We start from the raw sequence: 20828 nt of genomic DNA, 5'->3' as shown, positions 1-20828 counted from the left end.
TCCGACAGGGGATGACGACACCAGCGGAAGAGGTACCTCAGGGCACCTTCACGGTGGCCGTACCGCCGTCCCGGTACGTCACCTGCAGCGCTACACCGACGTCACCGGCGTTCTCCATGTCCTTACCCGGCAACCAGAGCGCGAACTGTCCGCTGGTCACCGTCCCCTTCACCTTGCCGTGGGTCGGGCTGGAATAGGAAACCCCGGTGACGTCGCTTCCGGCGAGTCCGACTGCGACGGACAAGGCTCTCCCGTCCAAAGTGGCCGTCCCGAAGTTGATCACCTCGAGTCCGCGCCGACCAGGGCGCTCGGTACCCGAGCCGATGGAACCCATGAACCACCGCGTCCCTGGTTCCCGCCGGTCATCGATGCACAGGACGTTCAGGCCGGCCCGATTGGTCAGCACGACCATGGACCAGGGCCCACGCCGCTCCGAGATCGCGACGGTCGCGGTCGACAGCCCGTTGCGGAAGCTCGGGTCAGCGGCTCCCATCTTGGTGCGGCAGGTCGCCGCGGCCTTCGCGGTGCCGTCCGCCGACAGCGCTGCGGGTTCGGCGGTCCAGTTGGCGATCGCCTGGTCGCCACCGAACAGCGACGGTAGGACGAAGGCGGCGGTCGTCGCGGCGGCGACCAGACCGATGCCCAACGCGACGCGCTTGCGCCGACTCTTCCACGGCTGCGTCGTCGACACCGCCGGGTCTGTCGCGAGGATGCGTTCGAGGTCTGCGATGGCGCGCGGGCAGTACAGGTCGACGTCACCTTCCGCCGGGTCGAGCGTCTTCAGGACGGCCAGTTCGTCGATGCGGGTCATGAGATCTGCCCTTCGGGGATGCCCGCGGGAGCGGGAGCTGTTCGCGGGAGGTGGCCGAGCTGCAGGCGCAAGGCACGGCGGGCGCGGCTGAGACGTAGCCGGAAAGCGACCGGTGAGATACCGAGGACCACTGCCGCCTGAGGCGCGGCCAGGTCCTCCAGAGCAGCAAGCGCGAGCGCCTCCTGGTGGACGGCCGACAGCTGGTTCCAGGCTGTCTTGAGGTCGAGCTGTGCTGCCACGAGATCGGCGTCGATGCCTGGTGGGGCGGCGGTCGTCTCGGCGAGCCGGACGGCGAGTGCCTGCTGGCGTTCGTCCCCGCGGCGGGCGTTCAGCATCGTGTGCCGGGCGATCCCGAACAGCCACGCTCGGGCATCCAGCGGACCGGCCGGTACGTCGTCCAGGCGACGCCACGCGACCAGGAAGGCCTCTGCGACGATGTCGTCGGCGTGGGTGGGATGCGCCCGGCGGCGGGCGAAGCGGATCAGATCCGCGTAGGTCGCGTGATAGAGCGCGGTGAACCGGGCCTCTCGATCGGGACCGCGTGAACGATTCGTCATGCCCCGTACCTGTCCGGCACGGTGTGGAGTGTGTCGCGCCGAGGATCAACTATCGCCGCCGCGCGGGTCAGTCGTGAATCCCCGGCAGGGAATGGTCCGGAGGCGCTAGGGTCGTCGGACAGGGGAATGGGGGTGGGTTCGATGGGGTGGTACAGCGTTCGCTGCATCTTCCAACTGAACGGCATCAGGGCGGACGACTCGCCGTACGAGGAGCGGATCACGCTCTGGCGCGCGGACGACTTCGATGCGGCGATCGCCTTGGCGGAGAACGAGGCGCTCGACTACATCGAGGACACCGACTGGGCCTACCTCGGCCTGGCGCAATGCTTCTACCTCGGCGACGACGTCAACCAGATCCTCCAAGGGACCGAGGTCTACTCCCTGATCCGCAGCAGCACGCTCGCCCCGGAGAAGTACCTCGACACCTTCTTCGACACCGGCACCGAACACCAGCGGAGTACGGACGACTGAAGGCCCCGCCGACCGCTAGCCTCCTGGGCGTGACCGACCACCTTGCCGCCACCAGGGCGTCGTACGACGCTGTCGCCGAGAACTACACCGAATTCGTGTCCGGTCTGCTGGAGGGCAACCCGATGATGCGGGCGGTGCTCGGGGCGTTCGCGGAGCTGGTGGACGGGCCGGTCGCCGAGATCGGGTGCGGGCCGGGGCATATCTCGAGTCACCTGGCGTCGCTCGGAGTGGAGATCCGGGGCATCGACCTGGCGCCGCGGATGGTGGAGATCGCGCGCGCGGCGTACCCGGAGCTGGTGTTCGAGGTCGGCTCGATGACGTCCCTCGAGCTGGCCGACGGCTCGCTGGCCGGGCTGATCGCGTGGTACTCGATCCACCACCTGCCGCCGGATGAGCTGCCTGGTGTATTCGCAGGCTTCCATCGCGTGCTCGCGCCGGGTGGACGGCTGTTGATCGGCAGCCATGCGGGCGACGAGGACCGCATCCAGGGGTCGAAGGGTTACGGCGGTGTGCCGGTCTCGTACGAGTCGTTCATCCAGCCGCCGGACCGGATCGTCGACCTGGTCCGGGCCGCGGGTTTCACGATCACCGCGGAGCTGGTCGAGCCGGGGACCAAGCCGGGTCGGTCGTATCTGTCGCTGTTCGCCCAGAAGGACTAGAGCGCAGAAGGACTAGAGCGCGGGTGGGCGGCGCTCGTACGGCGTACTGAGCACGATGGTCGTCGTGGTGGAGACGTTGGCACGGGCGCGGATCACGGCCAGCAATTGCTCCAGCGCGTACGGCGTCGCAACCCGGACGATCAGGATGTAGCTGGAGTCGCCGGCCACCGAGTAGCAGGACTCGATCTCCGGTACCTCCCGCAGCCGCTCCGGCGAGTCGTCCGGCTGGGACGGATCGATCGGCCGGATCGAGATCAGCGCGGTCAACGGCAGGTCGAGCGCGGTGTGGTCGATGGTTGCCGCATACCCCAGGATGATCCCCCGCTGCTCCAGCCGCTTGACCCGCTGGTGCACCGCCGACGTCGACAGCCCGGTCGCCTTCCCCAGGTCGGTAAAGCTCATCCGCCCGTCCGACGCGAGCAACTCAACGATCTTCCGATCCAGGTCCTCCATGCGCAGACCTTACTCTGAGAAACCGTTCCCCAGCATTTGATCGCCGGCCGTGGACAGGGATCAAGCTTGCGCCTGCCAGGAACTGATCAGATGTTCATCGTGCTGAACGCTTCAGGCCTGACAAGCCTCGATCCGTTCGTTACAGTGAACGACTGTCAGGTCGAATGATGAATGGGGTGGGCATGAGCTATCGGAGGCCGACAGGCCGTCGCAAGGGGTTGTACGACGGAGTGACGGATGAACTCGCCGCGCTGATGCGGACCGGATGGGCCGACTCCCAGCAACTCGATCTCGCTCCGGAAGCCCAGGCGCCGTACGCCGCGGCCCGCCGCGACGCCCTGTCCGCGAGGTTCCCCGGCGAGCGGCTCGTGATCCCGGCCGGCACCTTGAAGATCAGGTCGAACGACGACCTCTATGCCTTCCGCCCGTCAAGCGCCTACACCCACCTGACCGGCGATCAGACGCCTGATGCCGCCCTGGTTCTCAACCCGATGCCGGAAGGTGGACACGAGCCGGTCGCGTACCTGTTGCCGCGGTCGAGCCGTGAGAACGGAGAGTTCTGGCTCAACGCCGCCACCGGCGAGTTGTGGGTCGGCCGTCGACACGCCCTGGAGGAAGCCGAACAGCTGCTCGGCCTGCCGTGCCGCGATATCGGCAACCTTGTCGACGACCTCACCACCTCATCGGTCCCGACCCGGTTGCACCAGGGACACGACGCGGCGCTGGATCAGCGACTGGGCACCGACCCCGACCGAGACACGGAGCTGGGCGAGTTCCTCGCCGAGCTCCGGCTGATCAAGGATCCGTGGGAGATCGAGCAACTCCGGTTCGCCTGCACCGCGACAACCCGCGGATTCGAGGACGCCGCCCGCGATCTGACCACCGCGATCGCCACCTCGGAACGCTGGATCGAAGGAACGTTCAACCGCCGGGCCCGGCTGGAAGGCAACGGAGTCGGCTACGGCACGATCTGCGCGGCCGGTCCGCACGCGACGATCATGCACTGGGTCCGCAACGACGGCCCGGTCCGGCCGGGCGAACTTCTGCTCCTCGACGCCGGCGTCGAGACCAACGACCTGTACACCGCCGACGTCACCAGGACGCTCCCGATCAGCGGCCGCTTCTCACCCTTGCAGCGCGACATCTACGACGCTGTCCACGAGGCGCAGGAGGCCGGAATGGCCGCGGTCGGACCTGGTGCCCGCTACCGCGACTTCCACGAGGCGGCCCAGCGTGTCCTGGCCGCCCACTTGGTCGACTGGGGATTCCTGGACGGCCCCGCCGACCGTGTCTACGAGCTCGGCCTTCAACGGCGTTTCACCATGGCCGGCACCGGCCACATGCTCGGACTCGACGTCCACGACTGCGCCCAGGCCAGAACCGCGACCTACGTCGACTGCGAACTCGAACCCGGCATGGTGCTGACCGTCGAACCAGGCCTGTACTTCCAACAGGACGACCTGACCGTACCGGCGGAGTTCCGCGGCATCGGCGTCCGGATCGAAGACGACCTCCTCGTCACCCCCACCGGCCACGTGAACCTGTCAGCCACCCTCCCCCGCACCTCCACCGAAGTGGAGTCCTGGATGGCTGCCCTGACAGACTGATTCGCGGATGTCGGCGGATGATGTGAAAGCATCACGCCATGGCTGACAGGTTGATGTTGCTGGACACCGCGTCGCTCTATTTCCGCGCCTTCTTCGGCGTTCCCGACACGATGAAAGCCGCCGACGGGACGCCGACGAACGCGGTCCGTGGGCTGCTCGACTTCATCGCGCGGCTGGTGGAGAACCATCGGCCGACGCATATCGTCGCCTGCTGGGACGACAACTGGCGGCCGTCCTGGCGGGTGGCGCTGATCCCGTCGTACAAGGCGCAGCGGGTCGAGTTCGTCGCCACCGGCGGTGAGCAGGTCGAGGACGTACCGGACCGGCTCGAGGTGCAGGTGCCGTACATCCGCGCCTGCCTCGAAGCGCTCGGCATCGCCATCGTCGGGGCGGCCGACCACGAGGCCGACGACGTGATCGGGACGCTGTCGCACCAGTCGACGATGCCGGTCGACGTGGTCACCGGCGACCGCGACCTCTTCCAGCTGATCGACGACTCGCGCGGCATCCGGATCATCTACACCGCCGCCAAGGGGGTAGGCCGCGCGGACGTGTACGACGAGAAGGCGCTACTCGCGAAGTACGAGATCCCCGCCAACCGGTACGCCGATTACGCCACCCTCCGTGGTGACGCGTCGGACGGGCTGCCCGGCGTCAAGGGCGTCGGTGACAAGACGGCCGCCTCGCTGATCACGGCGTACGGCGACCTCGACTCCATCCGCAAGGCCGCGGCCGACCCGGGTACGCCGATGTCGCCGTCGGTCAAGCGCAAGATCCTCGACTCCAGCGACTACCTCGACGTCGCGCCGAAGGTCGTCGCGGTCGCCAAGGACGCACCGGTCGGTACCTTCGACGCGGCGATGCCGACGCAGGTGCACGACCCGGAGAAGTGGCTCGACCTGGTCGAACTGCTCGAACTCGGCGGCAGCGCCCAACGCGTGATGTCCGCACTCAACCTCGGCCCGAAGGGAACCGCATGAGTCGCACGCTCGAGCTTGCCGGGAAGTACGGCGAGAGCATCATCGATCTGCGTCGCGCCTTGCACCAGGTACCGGAGTACGACCTGGATCTTCCCAAGACGCAGGGCCTGATCCTGCAGGCGCTCGAGGGCCTCGACCTGGAGATCACGCTGGGCAAGGAGTTGTCCTCGGTCACCGCCGTACTACGAGGTGGCGCCGGCCCGGGCCCTGTCGTGTTGCTGCGTGGCGACATGGACGCGCTGCCCGTGACCGAGCGCGTGGACGTGCCGTTCAAGTCGACCCATGTCGGGCTCATGCATGCCTGCGGCCACGATCTGCATGTCGCCGGTCTGGTCGGCGCGGTGAAGATCCTGCATGAGCTGCGCTCCGAGTTGGCGGGCGACGTCGTCTTCATGTTCCAGCCGGGTGAGGAGACCACGGGTGGGGCGCCGATCATGATCCGCGAAGGCCTGCTGGAGGCCGCCGGGCGACGCGTCGATTCGGCGTACTGCCTGCACGTCCAGTCCGCGGGTGACCCGCTCGGCGTGTGGAACAGCAAGGCGGGACCCCTGATGGCGGCGGCCGATCAACTGAGTGTGCGCGTGGTCGGCGCCGGCGCCCACGGCTCGGAGCCGTATCGCGGCAAGGACCCGATCCCGGTCCTGTGCGAGATCGTCGGCGCGCTGCAGACGATGGTGACGCGGCAGTTCGACGTCTTCGACCCGATCGTGCTGACGGTCGGCAAGATCGCCGGCGGCACGAAGGAGAACATCATTCCCGATGACGCCTTCTTCGACGCCACCATCCGCAGCTTCTCGGTCGAGGCGCAGGCGAAGGTCCAGGAGTCGAGCGTCCGGGTGGTCGAGCACATCGCCGCCGCGCACGGCCTGACCGTCGAGGCCGACTACCGGGTCGGCTATCCGGTCACGGTCAACGACGCCGCGGAGTACGTCTTCGCCCGCCAGGCGATCGTCGACCTGTTCGGCAACGACCGCTTCCGCGAACGCGCCCACGCCGAGTGCGGTGCCGAAGACATGTCCTTCGTCCTCAACGAGGTCCCCGGCGCCTACGTCAACCTCAGCGCCTGCGCCGCCGCCGACCCGGAGTCGGCCGCCGACAACCACTCCCCCTTGGCCGACTTCGACGACTCCGTCCTCCCCGACGCCGCTGCCCTCCTGGCCGAACTAGCAGTACGCCGCCTCGCCCGCGGGCTGTAGGCCTGTAAACACCAACGGAGGGACCTCTCTTCTTTGAGAGGCCCCTCCGTTGGTGTCCATGGCCTAGGGAGTGAGGTCTTCTTCGTCTTCGCCCCAGCGGGATGGGCCTGCGGGGACGGCGGGGGCTGCTGCTACTGCGGCCAGTTCCTCGTCGATGTTGGCGACCGCGCCGCTGAACTGGGCGTTGTAGAGGCGGGCGTAGGCGCCGTCGACGGCGAGGAGTTGCTGGTGGTTGCCTTGCTCGACGATGGAGCCGTTCTCCATCACCAGGATCAGGTCCGCGTCCCGGATCGTGGAGAGCCGGTGGGCGATGACGAAGCTGGTGCGGTCGGAGCGCAGGGCGGCCATGGCGCGCTGGACCAGGACCTCCGTGCGGGTGTCGACCGAGCTGGTGGCCTCGTCGAGGATGAGCAGTTGCGGGTCGGACAGGAAGGCCCGGGCGATGGTGAGCAGCTGCTTCTCACCGGCGCTGACGTTGCTGCCTTCCTCGTCGATGACCGTGTCGTAGCCGTCCGGCAGGCTGTGCACGAAGCGGTCCACGTACGTCGCCTTGGCGGCGGCGAGCATGTCCTCCTCGGTCGCGGTCAGGTTGCCGTACAGGATGTTGTCCCGGATCGTGCCGCCGAACAGCCAGGTGTCCTGCAGCACCATCCCGATCCGCCGGCGCAGGTCGTGCCGGGTCAGCTCGGTGATGTCGACGCCGTCGAGCGTGATCCGGCCGCCGTTCAGCTCGTAGAACCGCATGATCAGGTTGACCAGCGTGGTCTTGCCGGCCCCGGTCGGGCCGACGATCGCGACCGTCTGGCCCGGTTCGGCGACCAGGCTCAGGTCGGTGATCAGCGGCTTGTCCGCGGAGTACGAGAACGACACGTGCTCGAACTCGACCCGCCCGTGCGAGTCGTTCAGCTTGGCCGGCACCTTGTCGTCCGGCACCTGCTCCACGGCGTCCAGTACCTCGAACACCCGCTCGGCCGACGCCACCCCGGACTGCAGCAGGTTCGCCATCGACGCCACCTGGGTGAGCGGCTGGGTGAACTGCCGGGAGTACTGGATGAACGCCTGGACGTCACCCAGCGACATCGAGCCGTTGGCGACCCGAAGACCGCCGAGCACCGCGATCACCACGTAGTTCAGGTTCCCGATGAACATCATCGACGGCATGATCAGACCGGAGATGAACTGCGCCCCGAACGACGCCTGGTACAGCTCGTCGTTCTTCTGCTTGAAGCTGGCCTCGATCTCCTTCTGCCGGCCGAACACCTTGACCAGCTCGTGGCCGGTGAAGGCCTCCTCGATCTGGCCGTTCAGCGCACCGGTATGCCGCCATTGCGCGACGAACCGGGTCTGCGAGCGTTTCGCGATCGCAGCTGTCAGGATCATCGAGATCGGGATCGTGACGAGTGCGATCAGCGCCAGTACCGGCGAGATCACGAACATCAGCGTGACCACGCCGATCACCGTCAGCAGCGAGGTGAGCAACTGGCTCAGCGTCTGCTGCAGGCTGGTCGAGATGTTGTCGATGTCGTTGGTGACCCGGCTGAGCAGCTCACCGCGCGGCGCTCCGTCGAAGTAGCTCAGCGGCAGCCGGTTGAGCTTGTCCTCCACCTCGGAGCGCAGCTCGAACACGGTCCGCTGGACCACACCGTTGAGGATGTAGCCCTGCATCCAGGACAGGAAGAACGACCCGAGGTACAGGGCCAGTACCAGCATCAACACGTTGCGCAGGGCATCGAAGTCGATGCCGACGCCGGGGATCAGGTCGATCCCGCTGAGCAGGTCGGCCTTCCGGTTGTCGCCGGAAGCCCGGAGCTGGTCGATCAGCTGCTGCTTGCTCAGCTCCTTCGGCAGCACCTTGCCGATCGCGCCGGCGAAGATGATGTCGGTGGCGCGGCCGAGGATCTTCGGGCCGATCACCGACAACCCGACGCTGGCGATCGCGAGCAGGATCACCCCGCCCACCTGCAGCCGGTGCGGCCGCAACCGACGGAGCAGTCGCTTGGCGGACGGAACGAAGTTCATCGACTTGTCGCCGGGGATGCCACCGGGCGGGCCGAACGCGCGGCCGCTGGTCGGACGCTCGGTCGCCTTGACCGTCTCGGCCGGCTGGTCCTCGCCGGGAGTCTCCACTACCTTCTGGTCGGTCATGCTGCTTCCTCCGCGGACCGCTGGGACTCCACGATCTCGACGTACGTCGGACAGGTCTCGAGTAGTTCGTCATGGCTGCCCTTGCCGACGATCGCGCCGTCCTCGACCACGATGATCTGGTCGGCGTCGATGATCGTGGACACCCGCTGCGCGACGATCACCACGCAGGCGTCGGCGGTGACCGGTCTCAGCGCGGCTCGCAGCCGGGCGTCGGTGGACAGGTCGAGCGCGGAGAACGAGTCGTCGAACAGATAGATCTCGGGCTTGCGAACCAGTGCCCGCGCGATCGCCAGCCGCTGCCGCTGACCACCGGACACGTTCGTCCCACCCTGGGCGATCGGCGCCTCGAGGCCGAGGGCCATGGACTCGACGAAGTCCTTGCCCTGGGCAATCTCCAGTGCCTCCCAGAGCTCCTCGTCGGTCGCTTCGGGATTGCCGTAGCGCAGGTTGCTCGCCACGGTTCCGGAGAACAGGTACGGCCGTTGCGGCACCAGGCCGATCCGCTCCCACAGGGAGTCGGGGGCCATGTCCCGTACGTCGATGCCGTCGACGAGCACTCGCCCGTCGGTGGTGTCGAACAGCCGTGGGACCAGCGACAACAGGGTGGTCTTGCCGGCACCGGTGCTGCCGATGATGGCCGTTGTCTGGCCGGGCGATGCGGTGAAGGTGACATCTCGTAGTACCGGCTCGGCAGCGCCCGGGTACTCGAAGGTGGCGTGATCGAAGACGAGCTCGCCGACGCCGGCGAACTTCGTGATCGGGGTGACCGGCGGCCGGACCGAGGACTCGGTGTCCAGTACTTCGCTGATCCGGTCCGCGCAGACCGCGGCGCGCGGCACCATGATCAGCACGAAGGTCGCCATCATCACCGAGAACAGGATCTGGATCAGGTAGCTGATGAACGCGGTCAGCTCGCCGACCTGCATCGCGCCGCTCTCCACCCGGGAGGCGCCGAACCAGAGCACGGCGACGGTGGACAGGTTCAGGATCAGCATCACGACCGGGAAGACCAGTGCCATCAGCCGGCCGGCCGAGATGGCGGTGTTGGTGACGTTGGTGTTCGCCTCGCCGAACCGCTCGGTCTCGTGCGGCTCGCGGACGAAGGCCCGGACCACCCGGATACCGGTGATCTGCTCGCGCAGCACCCGGTTGACCGCGTCGATGTTGACCTGCATCTTGCGGAACTGCGGCACCATCCGGCTGGCGATCAGGCCGATCGAAGCCGCCAGCAACGGCACCGCGACGGCCACCAGCCAGGACAGTCCGGCATCCTCGCGGACCGCCATGAAGATGCCGCCGATCATCGTGATCGGCGCCGCGACCAGCATCGTGCAGGTCGTCACGACCAGCATCTGTACCTGGGTGACGTCGTTCGTACTGCGGGAGATCAGCGTCGGCGCGCCGAACTGGTTGACCTCGCGGGCCGAGAACTCGCCGACCCGGTGGAACACCGCTGCCCGCACGTCCCGGCCGAACAGGGCGGCCGTCTTCGCGCCGAAGTAGACCGCCGCCACGGTGCAGACGATCTGGACCAGGCTGATGCCGAGCATCCAGCCGCCGTTGCGGACGATGTAGCCGGTGTTGCCGGTGGCGACGCCGTTGTCGATGATCTTGCCGTTGAGGCTGGGCAGGTAGAGAGAGGCGATCGTCCCGATCAGCTGCAGGACGACCACCATGGACAGGTTGCCGGCGTACGGACGTAAGTGCGTACGCAACAGGCGAAGTAACATCAGCGATCCCCGGGTTCGTGTGTGCGGACACCGTCGAGCGCGAAGTCGACGATCTCCTCGGCGGTCAGGGTCCGACCGTCCGAAATCAGTGGGTGGGTGGCGGCGAACGTCATCAGCCGCAGCCGGTGGACGACCTCCTCCGGCGTCAGCCGCAGCTCGGCGGCGTCCGGCTGCAGGATGTCGGCGAAGGCCTGGTCGGCGCGCACGGCGTCGGCCCGGGCCTTGTCCCGCTCCTCGGGCGCGCCCCTCCAGTCCGGCCGCTGGTGCATCCGCATCGCCATGAACAGCTTGAAGACCTTGTTCAGCCGGCCCTGGGCGATCTCGACGGCGGCGATCATCCGCTCCCGCAGCGGCAGCAGCCGGTCGACCTTGGTCAGGTCCTCGAGGAACGGCTCGACGTCGAACGCGGTCTTGAAGGTGGCGTCGATCAGGGCATCCTTGCTGCCGAAGGCGCGGAAGATCGTGCCCTCCGCGACGCCGGCCGCCTCGGCGATCTGCCGGGTGCTCACGTCGACGCCGTACTTCTCCAGCAAGGGCATGGTCGCCCGGACGAGCGCTGCGCGGCGCTCGTCGGGGGGCAACGGGGTTGCACGTGGACTCACCCGGCCGAGACTAACTGAGTGAGTACTCACTCACAAGCTTATTAAATTCGGTGTCGACGCCTTGTGGCGGCTGGTTAGACTCACGCCAGTAGTTTTCGTACGGCATACCAGATCTACAGGGGCGGAGAGCTTGACCTCCAGCAATGTTGAGGTTCTACGGTTCGGAATTGTCGGTGGTCAGGTGGATCATCGTCCTTCTCAAGTCCTCGACACCGGAGCCACACCGTGAGTATGGAAATGACCGCGTGGAACTCGATGTACCACGCCATGCACGCCCAGGACGAGAAGCGGCCGTTCTCGAAGGTGACGCTGCGGCGGATCCTCGCCTTCGCCCGCCCGCACCGGCGCCAGCTGATCCTGTTCCTGGTGCTGAGCATCGGCGCGGCGATCCTGGCGGTGGCCACTCCGGTGCTCGCCGGCAAGGTCGTGAACGCGATCGTCCAGGGCAAGGAGTTCAGTCTGGTACTTCGCCTAGCGATCCTGATTGCCTTGATCGCGGTCGCCGAGGCCGGCGTCGGGCTGCTGACCCGGTGGTTGTCGGCCGGGATCGGTGAAGGGCTGATCCTCGACCTGCGCACGGCCGTCTTCGACCACATCCAGAAGATGCCGATCGCCTTCTTCACCCGGACCCGGACGGGCGCCTTGGTGTCGCGGCTCAACAACGACGTGATCGGGGCCCAGCGCGCCTTCAGCGACACGCTGTCGGGAGTGGTCAGCAACCTGGTCACCCTGGTGCTGACGCTGGTCGTGATGCTCGGAGTCTCGTGGCAGATCACGTTGCTCGCGCTCGTCATCCTGCCGGTCTTCGTCATTCCGGCGCGCCGGATCGGGGCCCGGCTGGCCGGCCTGCAACGCGAGGCGGCCGACTACAACGCGACCATGAGTACCCAGATGACCGAGCGGTTCTCGGCGCCGGGCGCGACCTTGGTGAAGCTGTTCGGCCGGCCGGTCCGTGAGTCGCACGAGTTCGCAGTACGGGCGCGGCGGGTGCGCGACATCGGTGTCCGGACCGCGATGGTGCAGTGGGTGTTCGTGACCTCGTTGACGCTGGTGTCGGCGCTCGCGTTGGCGGTCGTCTACGGGCTGGGCGGGTTCTATGCCCTGCGCAATCAGCTCGATGCGGGTGACGTGGTGGCGATGGCTCTGCTGCTCACCCGGCTCTACTCCCCCTTGACGGCGCTGGCGAGCGCGCGGCTCGAGGTGATGACCGCGCTGGTCAGCTTCGACCGGGTCTTCGAAGTACTCGACCTGGAGCCGCTGATCAAGGACAAGCCGGATGCGGGTGTCGTGCCGGCCGGACCGGTGTCGGTCGAGTTCTCCAAGGTGCGGTTCGCGTATCCGTCGGCGGACAAGGTGTCGCTGGCATCGTTGGAAGAGGTGGCGAAGCTCGACACGCGCGGCGGCGAGGAAGTACTGCACGAGATCTCGTTCCGGGCCGAGCCGGGCCAGATGGTCGCGCTGGTCGGGTCCTCCGGCGCGGGCAAGTCGACGATCGCGCAGCTGATTCCCCGCTTGTACGACGTGGACTCGGGATCGGTGAAGCTCGGTGGAGTGGACGTGCGCGATCTGACGGCGGAATCCTTGCGGGACACGCTCGGGATGGTGACGCAGGACGGGCACCTGTTCCACGACACACTCCGGGAGAACCTGCTGCTCGCCCATCCCGAGGCGTCCGAGGACGACTTGTGGGAGGCGTTGCGACGGGCCCGGCTCTATGACTTGATCCACTCGTTGCCCGACCAGCTGGAGACGGTCGTCGGCGAGCGGGGCTACCGGTTCTCCGGCGGTGAGCGGCAACGGCTGACGATCGCGCGCTTGCTGCTTGCGCAGCCGCGGGTCGTGATCCTTGACGAGGCGACGGCGGCACTGGACTCGACGTCGGAGGCCGCAGTACAGGCCGCTTTGGCTGAGGCGCTCGACGGTCGGACGGCGGTGGTGATCGCGCACCGGCTCTCGACCATCCGGGCGGCCGATCAGATTCTGGTGATCGAGGCCGGACAGATCGTTGAGCAAGGCACGCACAGCGAGTTGCTCGCCGCTGCTGGGCGGTACGAGGAACTGCACCGGACACAGTTCGAGCAGGCCGGGGATGTTCCAGCCGGCGTGATCTGATCCATCTACCAACAAGGAGAGCGGCTTGGCAGGGTATGTGCACGCGGGGGCGCTGGCCGGTTTGGCAGCGGTGTTCGTCCCGGCCGATCCACCGCGCGACAGTCATGTCGCCTTCTGGGATCCCTCAGGAGGCGACTTGCCGCTCGGTGTCGGTGAGCAGACAACCCACGAACTGGTGGTGAAGGACGGCGACGCCCTCGTCACCCAGACGACCCGAGCGATCGAACTACCGATCGACCGCGCGGTCCCGGTCCTCGGCCGCATCCGCAGCACCCCCGGCGCACATCCCGCGTCAGCCTTCTGGGGTGCCGTCTCCCTGATCGCCCTCCAACTCGTCGCCCGAGGCCGCCTCCTCCCCGGCGTCTCCCCCGCCGGCCACGACGCCTGGCGAGCAGGCCCACTCGACCCCACCGACGTAGACCGAATCCTCAAACTCGCCGAAGCCATCCCCTTCGAAGCCCGCTGCCTCCCGCTCCCCTACACCCCAGAGCCGCCAGCAGGCATCGACCAGCCGCCTCACCAACCCACCGGCCAGCCGGGGCGGGCCTCCACCTCCCCTCCTCCTGCGCCGAAGGATGCCGCCCGGCGTTCCGCAGTTGCAGCGCAATTGCGGGTGCCGGTTGGTGAGGATCTCGTTCGGCAGTTCATCGATGCTGTTGCGGACGGCATGCCTCGGTCGCCGGGTGCGGTGATGGCTCATGGGACGACTCTGTTCGCGGCCAAGCAGCCGCAGCAGGCTTCGCGGTTGCGGGGCTGGGCGGATGAGGTGTCGGCGGGGCTGGATACCGGGGTGCGGATCTCGCTGCGGATCGAGTTGCCGGAGTCGCTCGGGTTCCGCGCTGTGGTTCAGCTGCACAGCTTGAAGGATCCGACGCTGGTACGAGACGCCGCCGACGTCTGGGCGGAGGATGTGAGCGGCTTCGGCCCGCGAGCCCGCATCGACGCCACGCTCGCGATCCGGCGAGCCTCGCGCGTTTGGTCGCCATTGGCCCGGCTGCTCGACTCCGTAGTACCGGATCGGCTGGAGCTGGCGGACGAAGAAGTTGCCGGGCTGCTGGCGACCGGCGCGCACCGGTTGGCGGCCGCCGGCATCGAGTTGCACTGGCCGCGCAGCCTCGGTCGTGAGCTGACTGCTCGCGCCGCGATCACCTCCCAAGACGGTCCGCCGTCCGACATGCCCAGCTTCTTCGGCGGCGACAGCACGCTCGACTTCAGCTGGCAAGTTGCTCTCGGCAACGACCCCCTGACCGAGGCCGAGCTCGACCAGCTCGCGGAAGCCACCCGCCCAGTGGTTCGCCTCCGCGACCAGTGGATGCTCGTCGACCCCGAGCTCGCCCGCAAGGCGCGCGAACGCATCCTCAAACCCGTCACCGCGATCGACGCCCTGAGCGCCGCGCTCACCGGCACCACCGAGGTCGACGGCAAGCAGATCCCCATCACTCCGACCCGCTGGCTCGACGAGCTCCGCGCCAAGATCGCCGACCCCGAGCGCTCCCAGGACCCGATCGAGCCGCCCGCCGCGCTCCAAGCGACCTTGCGCGACTACCAGCTGCGCGGACTCCGCTGGCTCGCCCGGATGACCGACCTCGGCCTCGGCGGCTGCCTCGCCGACGACATGGGTCTCGGCAAGACGATCATGCTGATCTCCTTGCACCTCCACCGCCAGCTCACCCCCGACACCGCCGGCCCCACCCTCGTCGTCTGCCCCGCCTCGCTCCTCGGCAACTGGGAGCGCGAGGTCCAGCGGTTCGCGCCGGGCACACCGGTACTACGCTTCCATGGCTCCGGCCGCTCACTCGAGGGCGCCGACGAAGGGTTCGTACTCACGACGTACGGGACTCTCCGCCGCGACGCCGCCCGACTGGCCGGACACCGCTGGGCACTGCTCGTCGCCGACGAAGCCCAGCACGTCAAGAACCCAACCTCCGGTACTGCGAAAGCCCTCCGCACAGTCCCGGCTCGCGCCCGCGTCGCCTTGACCGGCACTCCAGTGGAGAACAACCTCTCCGAACTCTGGGCGATCCTCGACTGGACCACCCCTGGACTACTCGGCCGCCTCAGCGTCTTCCGCACCCAGTGGGCGCAGCCCATCGAGGCCGACAAGGACGAGGCAGTCGCCGAGCGACTCGCAAAACTCGTCAAACCGTTCCTGCTCCGACGCCGCAAGTCCGACCCCGGCATCGCGCCCGAGCTCCCACCGAAGACCGAGACCGATCAACCCGTCTCGCTCACCCGCGAACAGGTCGTGCTCTACGAAGCCACCGTCCGCGAACTGCTCGACGCCGTCGCGGCCAGCGACCAGATGGCCCGGCGCGGCCTGATCGTGAAGCTGCTCACCGGGCTCAAACAGATCTGCAACCACCCGGTGCAGTACCTCAAGGAAGGCGACGACGCCCGCCTCACCGGCCGCTCCGGCAAGCTCGAACTGCTCGACGAACTGCTCGACACGATCATCGCCGAGGAAGGCGCCGTGCTCGTCTTCACCCAGTACGTCGCCATGGCACGGCTGCTCGAACGCCACCTGGCCGACCGCGGCATCGCCACCCAGTTGCTCCACGGCGGCACTCCGGTCCGCAAGCGCGAGGAGATGGTCGAGCGCTTCCAGGCAGGCGAAGTACCCGTGTTCCTGCTGTCCCTCAAGGCAGCGGGCACCGGGCTCAACCTCACCCGGGCCGATCACGTCGTGCACTACGACCGCTGGTGGAACCCCGCCGTCGAGGACCAGGCGACCGACCGGGCGTACCGGATCGGTCAGACCCGGCCGGTGCAGGTGCACCGATTGATTGCCGAAGGCACCATCGAGGACCGGATCGCCGCGATGCTGAAGAGCAAGCGCGCGCTCGCCGACGCGGTACTGACGGCTGGGGAGGCCGCCCTGACTGAGCTCACCGACTCCGAACTCGCCGACCTGGTCGAGCTGCGAGCCGCCCGATGAACGGCGAGGAGGCACGCGGATTCCCGGCGTTCCCGGCGCAGGCGGGGCGTAGTACGCGCGGGAGGTCGTGGTGGGGACGCGCCTGGGTGCAGGCGCTCGAGGACACCTCGCTCGATCAAGGCCAGCTCCGGAAGGGCCGCCGTACTGCGAACACCGGGCAGGTCGGCACGATCACGATCAGCCCCGGACGACTCGCGGCCACTGTCTACGCGCCTGACGACACCTACGAAGCCGTCGTCCAGGTCGATCGCCTCGACGATGCCGAGTGGACCCGCTTCCTCGACCAGCTAGCGGCCCGGGCCGGCCACATCGCGGCCTTGCTCGACGGCGAGATGCCGCACGACCTGGTCGATGCCGCTGCCGACGCCGGTGTGCCGCTGCTGCCTGGCATCGGCGACCTCGACCCGAGCTGCACCTGCGACAGCTGGGAACTCCCCTGCCTGCACGCCGCCGGCCTCTCCTACCAGGCCGCCTGGCTCCTCGACGAAGACCCCTTCGTCCTGCTTCTGCTCCGCGGCCGCTCCCGCGAGTCTCTGCTGGACGAACTGCAGCGCCGATCGTCGACGCCGCTCGTGGAGGCCCCCGCCGAGGCGGACGGCGTTCCGGCAGTCGCCGCCACCACGCCCGTCGGCCAACTCCCCGACCCGCCGATCCTGCCGCCCAAGATCGCGATCGAAGACCTGGCGGTCAGCGGGACCCAACCACTCGCCGACCTCGAGCCGGCCACCTTGCCCCTGCTGGTCCTCGATGCCGCCCGACGAGCTCGCGCCCAACTCAACGCACTCCTGTCAGGCGCCCCCGATCCGTGGATCCTCGACGAGTGGCAGGACAGCGTCCGCCTCGCCACCGACTACCCCGTACTCCGGGAACGCCTCGCCATCGCATGGAACCGGCCGGCCGCCCTCACCCTCGGCGTACAGGCCTGGTCGTACGGTGGCGCCGCCGGCCTCGATGTCCTGGAACACCGTTGGTCGCCTGACCCAGGTGACCTGGCCCGCGCCCGCACCGAGTTGCTCGCGGCCGCCGACGACGACCTCGCGATCACCGCAGACCACAACCACCTCACCACCTCCGGCGCCATCCGCTGCCAGACCCGCCTCGACCGCAGCGGCCGCTGGCACCCGTACCGACTCGTCGACGACGAATGGCACCCCGCCGGCCCACCCGACCGCGACCCCACCATCGCGCTGGCGACCCCGGACAACTGGTAGGCCTGCTGATGCAACCAACCTCTCCCCCGTAGGCGTGTCTAACCCGGTATCAACGATCGGGAGAAACAGATGAGTGATCGGGACGCCGCGTTCGAGGCGTACTTCGCGGCCCGTTCCGGTGCCATGCGCGGCACGGCGTACTTGCTGTGCGGCGACTGGCATCGGGCCGAAGACCTGGTGCAGCAGACGTTCACGAAGATCTATCTGGGCTGGCGCCGGATCGAGCGGCGCGAGGCCATGGACAACTACACCAGGCAGACCCTGGTACGGACGTTCCTGTCCGAGCGGCGCCGGGCGTGGTTCCGGCACGAGTCGGTGGGGTCGCCGCACAGCGATCAAGCGGCGCCATCGGCAGACCTCGCCGAGGAACGGCTCGTGCTGCTGGAGGCGCTCGCGCTGGTGCCACCGAGGCAACGCGCCGTACTGGTCCTTCGGTACTGGGAGGACCAGTCCGTCGAGCAGACCGCCGCCTTGCTCGAATGCTCGACCGGAAATGTCAAGAGCCAAGCTGCGCGCGGGCTGGCCACGCTGCGCGGTCTGCTGGAAGAGGAGAGAGTTCGATGAACGAAGAGGATCTCAAAGAGGCCTTCCACGACGTGATCGTGCGCAGCAGTCCACCGTCACCGATGGACCCCGCGCAGGCTCTCGATCAGGGCCGCCGGATTCGCAAGCGGCGCAGGGTGGCGCTAGCCGGAGCTGCCGTCGTCACGCTGACCGTTGGCGCAGTGGCCGGTCCCACCCTGGTCGCGAACCTTGCTGACAACGGATCGGCCGGCCCGATGGTGGCAGGCGGGGGCACCCCCTCGCTGGCAGGGCCGACGTCGGCCCCAACCGTGGCGCCGACGGCGAAGTCGGGCGCCACCGTGCTGCCGTCAGCACCGACCACACGCAAGACCGGCGACCCGTGGCCAGAGGGCCAGGCCGACCGCACGGCGAGCGCGGGTCCACGCGCCGTCCGGGTCGGAGCGCTGATGGCAGACCTGAGCTCGTCGGTACCAGCGGGGTTCAGCACACCGAACTTGAAGTACCCGGACGGTCGCTCGGCGAGATGGCCGCAGGCCCAATATGCGTCCGCCGACGGGGAGCAGGACTACTGGGAGTACATGGCAACCATCCCGGTGCAGAAAGACGACCGGGTCGGCCAGCTACTGGTCATGTCGACCACGCCGAGCGGCAAGCCGGCGACCACCCCGTGCAAGCTCGCGCTGACGTTCTGGGGCTCGACCGGTCCCTGCACCGTGGTAGATGTCGACGGCAAGAAGGTCGGCGTGGTGACCGCCAAGAAGGGCAGCGACTACGACCAGAGCGCTGCCTACCGGTACGACGACGGCACAGTCGTGTTCATCGCCCAGGCCAAGAAGACCGATCTCCCGGGCAAATCGCCGCTGAACCAACCGGTCTTCACCACCCAGCAACTGGCCGAGCAGGTGACGTCGGCGAAGTTCAAGATCAGCACCTGATCCCAGCTCAAGCCAACGGCCGGGTGAGTCCACGTGCGAACGGGCACGTGGAGTCACCCGGCTACGGAGCAGTCGTAACTCCCGGTAAAAGGTTTCCAGGAACTCGCAGAATCGCTTGCGCGCGTGCCTTGTATACATGAAACAGTCGACGGAACCGCTCCTACCGGGAGGACGAAATGCCCCGTCGAACTCCGCGCTCACTGAACCGTTCCAGTTGGCTCGCCCGCCGTATTCCTGCCGCAGCGCGAGCGCCACGCGGCCTCGCGTCACGCTCCGGAGCCGTGGTCGGGGTGGTCGCGCTCGCGATCGTCGGAGCCGCGTGTTCACCGGTGGAGCCGGCCGGCGACCAGCCGAGCGGGCAGACCGGCAGCTCAGGTCAGGATGTCTTCGGTGACCCGGCAGACCAGACCGCGGTGAAGAACGGCGGCACGCTGACCGTCGCGCTCTCGGCCGACCCGGACAAGCTCGACCCGACCCTCTCGCGCAGCCTCTACTCGCGGTACGTCTTCCACACCATGTGCGAGAAGCTCTACGACCTCGGGCCGGACGCCAAGATCGTGCCGCAGCTCGCCACCGCGTTGCCGACCATCGCCCCCGATGGCCTCAGCCTCACCATCCCGTTGCGCGAAGGCGTCAAGTTCGCCGACGGCACCACGCTCGACTCCGCCGCTGTGAAGCTGTCCATCAATCGTGGTCTGACGCTGCCCGCCTCGGGCCGCAAGAGCGAGCTCGGCCCGATCAGCTCGATCGAGACCCCGGACGCGAAGACCGTCGTCATCAAGCTGTCCAAGCCGTTCGCCCCGCTCACCGCGGCGCTCGCCGACCGGGCCGGTATGGTCCTCAGCCCCGCCGCCGTGAACAAGCTCGGCGCCAACTTCTCCACCGCGCCGGTCTGCGCCGGCCCGTTCAAGTTCGCCAGCCGGGTCGCGCAGAACTCGATCAAGGTGGTCAAGGATCCCCTGTACTACGACGCCGCGAAGGTCCACCTGGACGCGATCGAGTACCGGATCATCACCGACTCGAGCATCCGCTCCGCGAACCTCCGCTCGGGTGATGCCCAGGTCGCCGACTCGCTGTCCACGCAGGACGCGCCGACCCTGCAGAAGGACAGCAGCCTGAGCGTGCTGCAGTCCCAATCGCTCGGCTACCAAGGCCTGACGATCAACATCGGGAACTCCGACGGCATCGGCAACCCGACGAAGCAGCTCGACACCCCGATCGCGAAGGATCCCCGGGTCCGGCAGGCGCTCGACGCGTCGATCGACCGGGAGGCGCTGGTCAAGTCGATCTTCAACGGGCTGAACACGGTCGCGTGCTCGCCGGTCTCGCCGAAGAGTGAGTTCACCTCGGACGCCGCCCAGAAGTGCCCGGCGCATGACCCCGCCAAGGCAAAGGACCTGTTGAAGCAGGCGGGGGTCGTCACGCCGTACAAGGTTTCGATGATCACCTCGAACAACCCCGACAGTCTGCGGCTGGCCCAGGCGTTGCAGGCGATGGTGAAGGAGGGCGGGTTCGAGCTGGTGATCAAGCCGGTCGAGTACGCGTCGTTGCTGGACCAGCAGGATCGTGGTGACTTCGAGCTGCTCCAGCTGGGCTGGTCGGGGCGGGTCGATCCGGATGCGAACATCTTCAACTTCGTCGGCTCCGAGGGCAGCCAGAACGTTGCCGGCTACAACAGTCCGGAGGTCGACAAGCTGCTCACCGACGCGCGGCAGTCGAAGGATCAGGCACAGCGTGTCCAGCTCTACGGCCAGGTGGTCACCAAGCTGCAGCAGGACGACCCGCTGATCTACCTGTACCGGCAGCGCAACCTGACCGGCGTCACGAAGAAGGTCCTCGGCGTCCAGACGTACCCCGACGGCGTCATCAGGACGGCCTTCGCGGGCTACGCCAAGTGAT

At 67.8% G+C, this 20828-nt stretch carries 17 protein-coding genes; 11 read left to right on the top strand and 6 right to left on the bottom strand.

All coding sequences use genetic code 11. The annotated features are described in order from the left end of the window. Nucleotides 1–37: 37 nt before the first annotated feature. Together OHA70_RS30790 and OHA70_RS30785 are read right to left on the bottom strand one after the other, a co-directional pair. Nucleotides 38–811, bottom strand: coding sequence for a hypothetical protein (locus OHA70_RS30790; RefSeq protein ID WP_328323465.1), 774 nt, complete (start codon nt 809–811; stop codon nt 38–40). Next, nucleotides 808–1368 carry an RNA polymerase sigma factor gene (locus OHA70_RS30785; protein WP_328323463.1) on the bottom strand — a complete coding sequence of 187 codons (561 nt, stop codon included), beginning with the start codon at nt 1366–1368 and terminating at the stop codon, nt 808–810. Before OHA70_RS30785 ends, OHA70_RS30790 begins: the two co-directional genes overlap by 4 nt. A 141-nt stretch (nt 1369–1509) precedes the next feature. Between OHA70_RS30785 and OHA70_RS30780 the strand changes: the two genes are divergently transcribed. Both OHA70_RS30780 and OHA70_RS30775 read left to right on the top strand, forming a co-directional pair. Continuing rightward, nucleotides 1510–1839: a DUF4288 domain-containing protein gene (locus OHA70_RS30780; RefSeq protein WP_328323461.1), complete on the top strand. Its 330-nt coding sequence runs from the start codon at nt 1510–1512 to the stop codon at nt 1837–1839. Nucleotides 1840–1868: 29 nt separating this feature from the next. Continuing rightward, nucleotides 1869–2498: a class I SAM-dependent DNA methyltransferase gene (locus OHA70_RS30775; RefSeq protein ID WP_328323459.1), complete on the top strand. Its 630-nt coding sequence runs from the start codon at nt 1869–1871 to the stop codon at nt 2496–2498. A gap of 12 nt (nt 2499–2510) precedes the next feature. Here OHA70_RS30775 and OHA70_RS30770 read toward each other — a convergent pair whose 3' ends face one another. Beyond that, nucleotides 2511–2951 carry an Lrp/AsnC family transcriptional regulator gene (locus tag OHA70_RS30770; protein WP_328323457.1) on the bottom strand — a complete coding sequence of 147 codons (441 nt, stop codon included), beginning with the start codon at nt 2949–2951 and terminating at the stop codon, nt 2511–2513. A 182-nt stretch (nt 2952–3133) separates the two neighbouring features. Between OHA70_RS30770 and OHA70_RS30765 the strand changes: the two genes are divergently transcribed. Genes OHA70_RS30765 through OHA70_RS30755 form a run of 3 tightly spaced genes read left to right on the top strand, consistent with a single transcriptional unit; the run spans nt 3134 to nt 6734 of the window. Further along, complete coding sequence (locus OHA70_RS30765; protein WP_328323454.1) at nt 3134–4558, top strand: aminopeptidase P family protein; 1425 nt, start codon at nt 3134–3136, stop codon at nt 4556–4558. A 53-nt stretch (nt 4559–4611) separates the two neighbouring features. Continuing rightward, nucleotides 4612–5538 (top strand): 5'-3' exonuclease, encoded by a 927-nt coding sequence (locus tag OHA70_RS30760; protein WP_328335242.1) that lies wholly within the window; start codon nt 4612–4614, stop codon nt 5536–5538. Continuing rightward, the gene (locus OHA70_RS30755) at nt 5535–6734 is read left to right on the top strand and encodes a M20 metallopeptidase family protein (protein WP_328323452.1); all 1200 of its coding nucleotides are present in this window, start codon (nt 5535–5537) and stop codon (nt 6732–6734) included. Before OHA70_RS30760 ends, OHA70_RS30755 begins: the two co-directional genes overlap by 4 nt. A 63-nt stretch (nt 6735–6797) precedes the next feature. On the opposite strand, the gene OHA70_RS30750 is transcribed toward OHA70_RS30755, so the two are convergent. The 3 genes from OHA70_RS30750 to OHA70_RS30740 are packed head-to-tail and all read right to left on the bottom strand — an operon-like array spanning nt 6798 to nt 11211. Then, complete coding sequence (locus OHA70_RS30750; protein WP_328323450.1) at nt 6798–8879, bottom strand: ABC transporter ATP-binding protein; 2082 nt, start codon at nt 8877–8879, stop codon at nt 6798–6800. Continuing rightward, entirely contained in the window at nt 8876–10609 is a 1734-nt protein-coding gene (locus OHA70_RS30745) for an ABC transporter ATP-binding protein (protein WP_328323448.1), read from the bottom strand. The genes OHA70_RS30750 and OHA70_RS30745 overlap by 4 nt, the downstream gene beginning before the upstream one ends. Then, a complete protein-coding gene (locus OHA70_RS30740; RefSeq protein ID WP_328323446.1) occupies nt 10609–11211 on the bottom strand; it encodes a TetR/AcrR family transcriptional regulator in 603 nt (200 codons plus the stop codon). The genes OHA70_RS30745 and OHA70_RS30740 overlap by 1 nt, the downstream gene beginning before the upstream one ends. A gap of 237 nt (nt 11212–11448) precedes the next feature. Between OHA70_RS30740 and OHA70_RS30735 the strand changes: the two genes are divergently transcribed. The 6 genes from OHA70_RS30735 to OHA70_RS30710 all read left to right on the top strand — a co-directional run bounded on the left by OHA70_RS30735 (nt 11449) and on the right by OHA70_RS30710 (nt 20827). Continuing rightward, the gene (locus OHA70_RS30735) at nt 11449–13323 is read left to right on the top strand and encodes an ABC transporter ATP-binding protein (RefSeq protein ID WP_328335240.1); all 1875 of its coding nucleotides are present in this window, start codon (nt 11449–11451) and stop codon (nt 13321–13323) included. 25 nt (nt 13324–13348) lie between these two features. Continuing rightward, complete coding sequence (locus OHA70_RS30730; protein WP_328323444.1) at nt 13349–16258, top strand: DEAD/DEAH box helicase; 2910 nt, start codon at nt 13349–13351, stop codon at nt 16256–16258. After that, nucleotides 16255–17469 carry an SWIM zinc finger family protein gene (locus OHA70_RS30725; protein WP_328323442.1) on the top strand — a complete coding sequence of 405 codons (1215 nt, stop codon included), beginning with the start codon at nt 16255–16257 and terminating at the stop codon, nt 17467–17469. The genes OHA70_RS30730 and OHA70_RS30725 overlap by 4 nt, the downstream gene beginning before the upstream one ends. 69 nt (nt 17470–17538) lie before the next feature. Further along, nucleotides 17539–18033, top strand: a complete 495-nt coding sequence (locus OHA70_RS30720) for a SigE family RNA polymerase sigma factor (protein WP_328323441.1) — start codon at nt 17539–17541, stop codon at nt 18031–18033. Then, the gene (locus tag OHA70_RS30715; RefSeq protein WP_328323439.1) at nt 18030–18929 is read left to right on the top strand and encodes a hypothetical protein; all 900 of its coding nucleotides are present in this window, start codon (nt 18030–18032) and stop codon (nt 18927–18929) included. The genes OHA70_RS30720 and OHA70_RS30715 overlap by 4 nt, the downstream gene beginning before the upstream one ends. 281 nt (nt 18930–19210) lie before the next feature. Continuing rightward, nucleotides 19211–20827, top strand: coding sequence for an ABC transporter substrate-binding protein (locus OHA70_RS30710; protein WP_328323437.1), 1617 nt, complete (start codon nt 19211–19213; stop codon nt 20825–20827). Nucleotide 20828: the final 1 nt, after the last annotated feature.

This window comes from Kribbella sp. NBC_00382, from assembly GCF_036067295.1.
In the GTDB taxonomy this organism is placed as follows: domain Bacteria; phylum Actinomycetota; class Actinomycetes; order Propionibacteriales; family Kribbellaceae; genus Kribbella.
The sequence above is the reverse complement of the archived record's forward strand: the minus strand, read 5'-3'. Positions and strand labels throughout refer to the sequence as shown.

Excerpts from the sequence above, each read along its gene's own strand:
- OHA70_RS30725 (WP_328323442.1), top strand. The coding sequence starts at position 16,255 with ATGAACGGCGAGGAGGCACGCGGATTCCCGGCGTTCCCGGCGCAGGCG.
- OHA70_RS30760 (WP_328335242.1), top strand. The coding sequence starts at position 4,612 with ATGTTGCTGGACACCGCGTCGCTCTATTTCCGCGCCTTCTTCGGCGTT.
- OHA70_RS30770 (WP_328323457.1), bottom strand. The coding sequence starts at position 2,951 with ATGGAGGACCTGGATCGGAAGATCGTTGAGTTGCTCGCGTCGGACGGG.
- OHA70_RS30720 (WP_328323441.1), top strand. The coding sequence starts at position 17,539 with ATGAGTGATCGGGACGCCGCGTTCGAGGCGTACTTCGCGGCCCGTTCC.
- OHA70_RS30785 (WP_328323463.1), bottom strand. The coding sequence starts at position 1,368 with ATGACGAATCGTTCACGCGGTCCCGATCGAGAGGCCCGGTTCACCGCG.
- OHA70_RS30790 (WP_328323465.1), bottom strand. The coding sequence starts at position 811 with ATGACCCGCATCGACGAACTGGCCGTCCTGAAGACGCTCGACCCGGCG.
- OHA70_RS30745 (WP_328323448.1), bottom strand. The coding sequence starts at position 10,609 with ATGTTACTTCGCCTGTTGCGTACGCACTTACGTCCGTACGCCGGCAAC.
- OHA70_RS30780 (WP_328323461.1), top strand. The coding sequence starts at position 1,510 with ATGGGGTGGTACAGCGTTCGCTGCATCTTCCAACTGAACGGCATCAGG.
- OHA70_RS30755 (WP_328323452.1), top strand. The coding sequence starts at position 5,535 with ATGAGTCGCACGCTCGAGCTTGCCGGGAAGTACGGCGAGAGCATCATC.
- OHA70_RS30765 (WP_328323454.1), top strand. The coding sequence starts at position 3,134 with ATGAGCTATCGGAGGCCGACAGGCCGTCGCAAGGGGTTGTACGACGGA.
- OHA70_RS30735 (WP_328335240.1), top strand. The coding sequence starts at position 11,449 with ATGACCGCGTGGAACTCGATGTACCACGCCATGCACGCCCAGGACGAG.
- OHA70_RS30715 (WP_328323439.1), top strand. The coding sequence starts at position 18,030 with ATGAACGAAGAGGATCTCAAAGAGGCCTTCCACGACGTGATCGTGCGC.
- OHA70_RS30750 (WP_328323450.1), bottom strand. The coding sequence starts at position 8,879 with ATGACCGACCAGAAGGTAGTGGAGACTCCCGGCGAGGACCAGCCGGCC.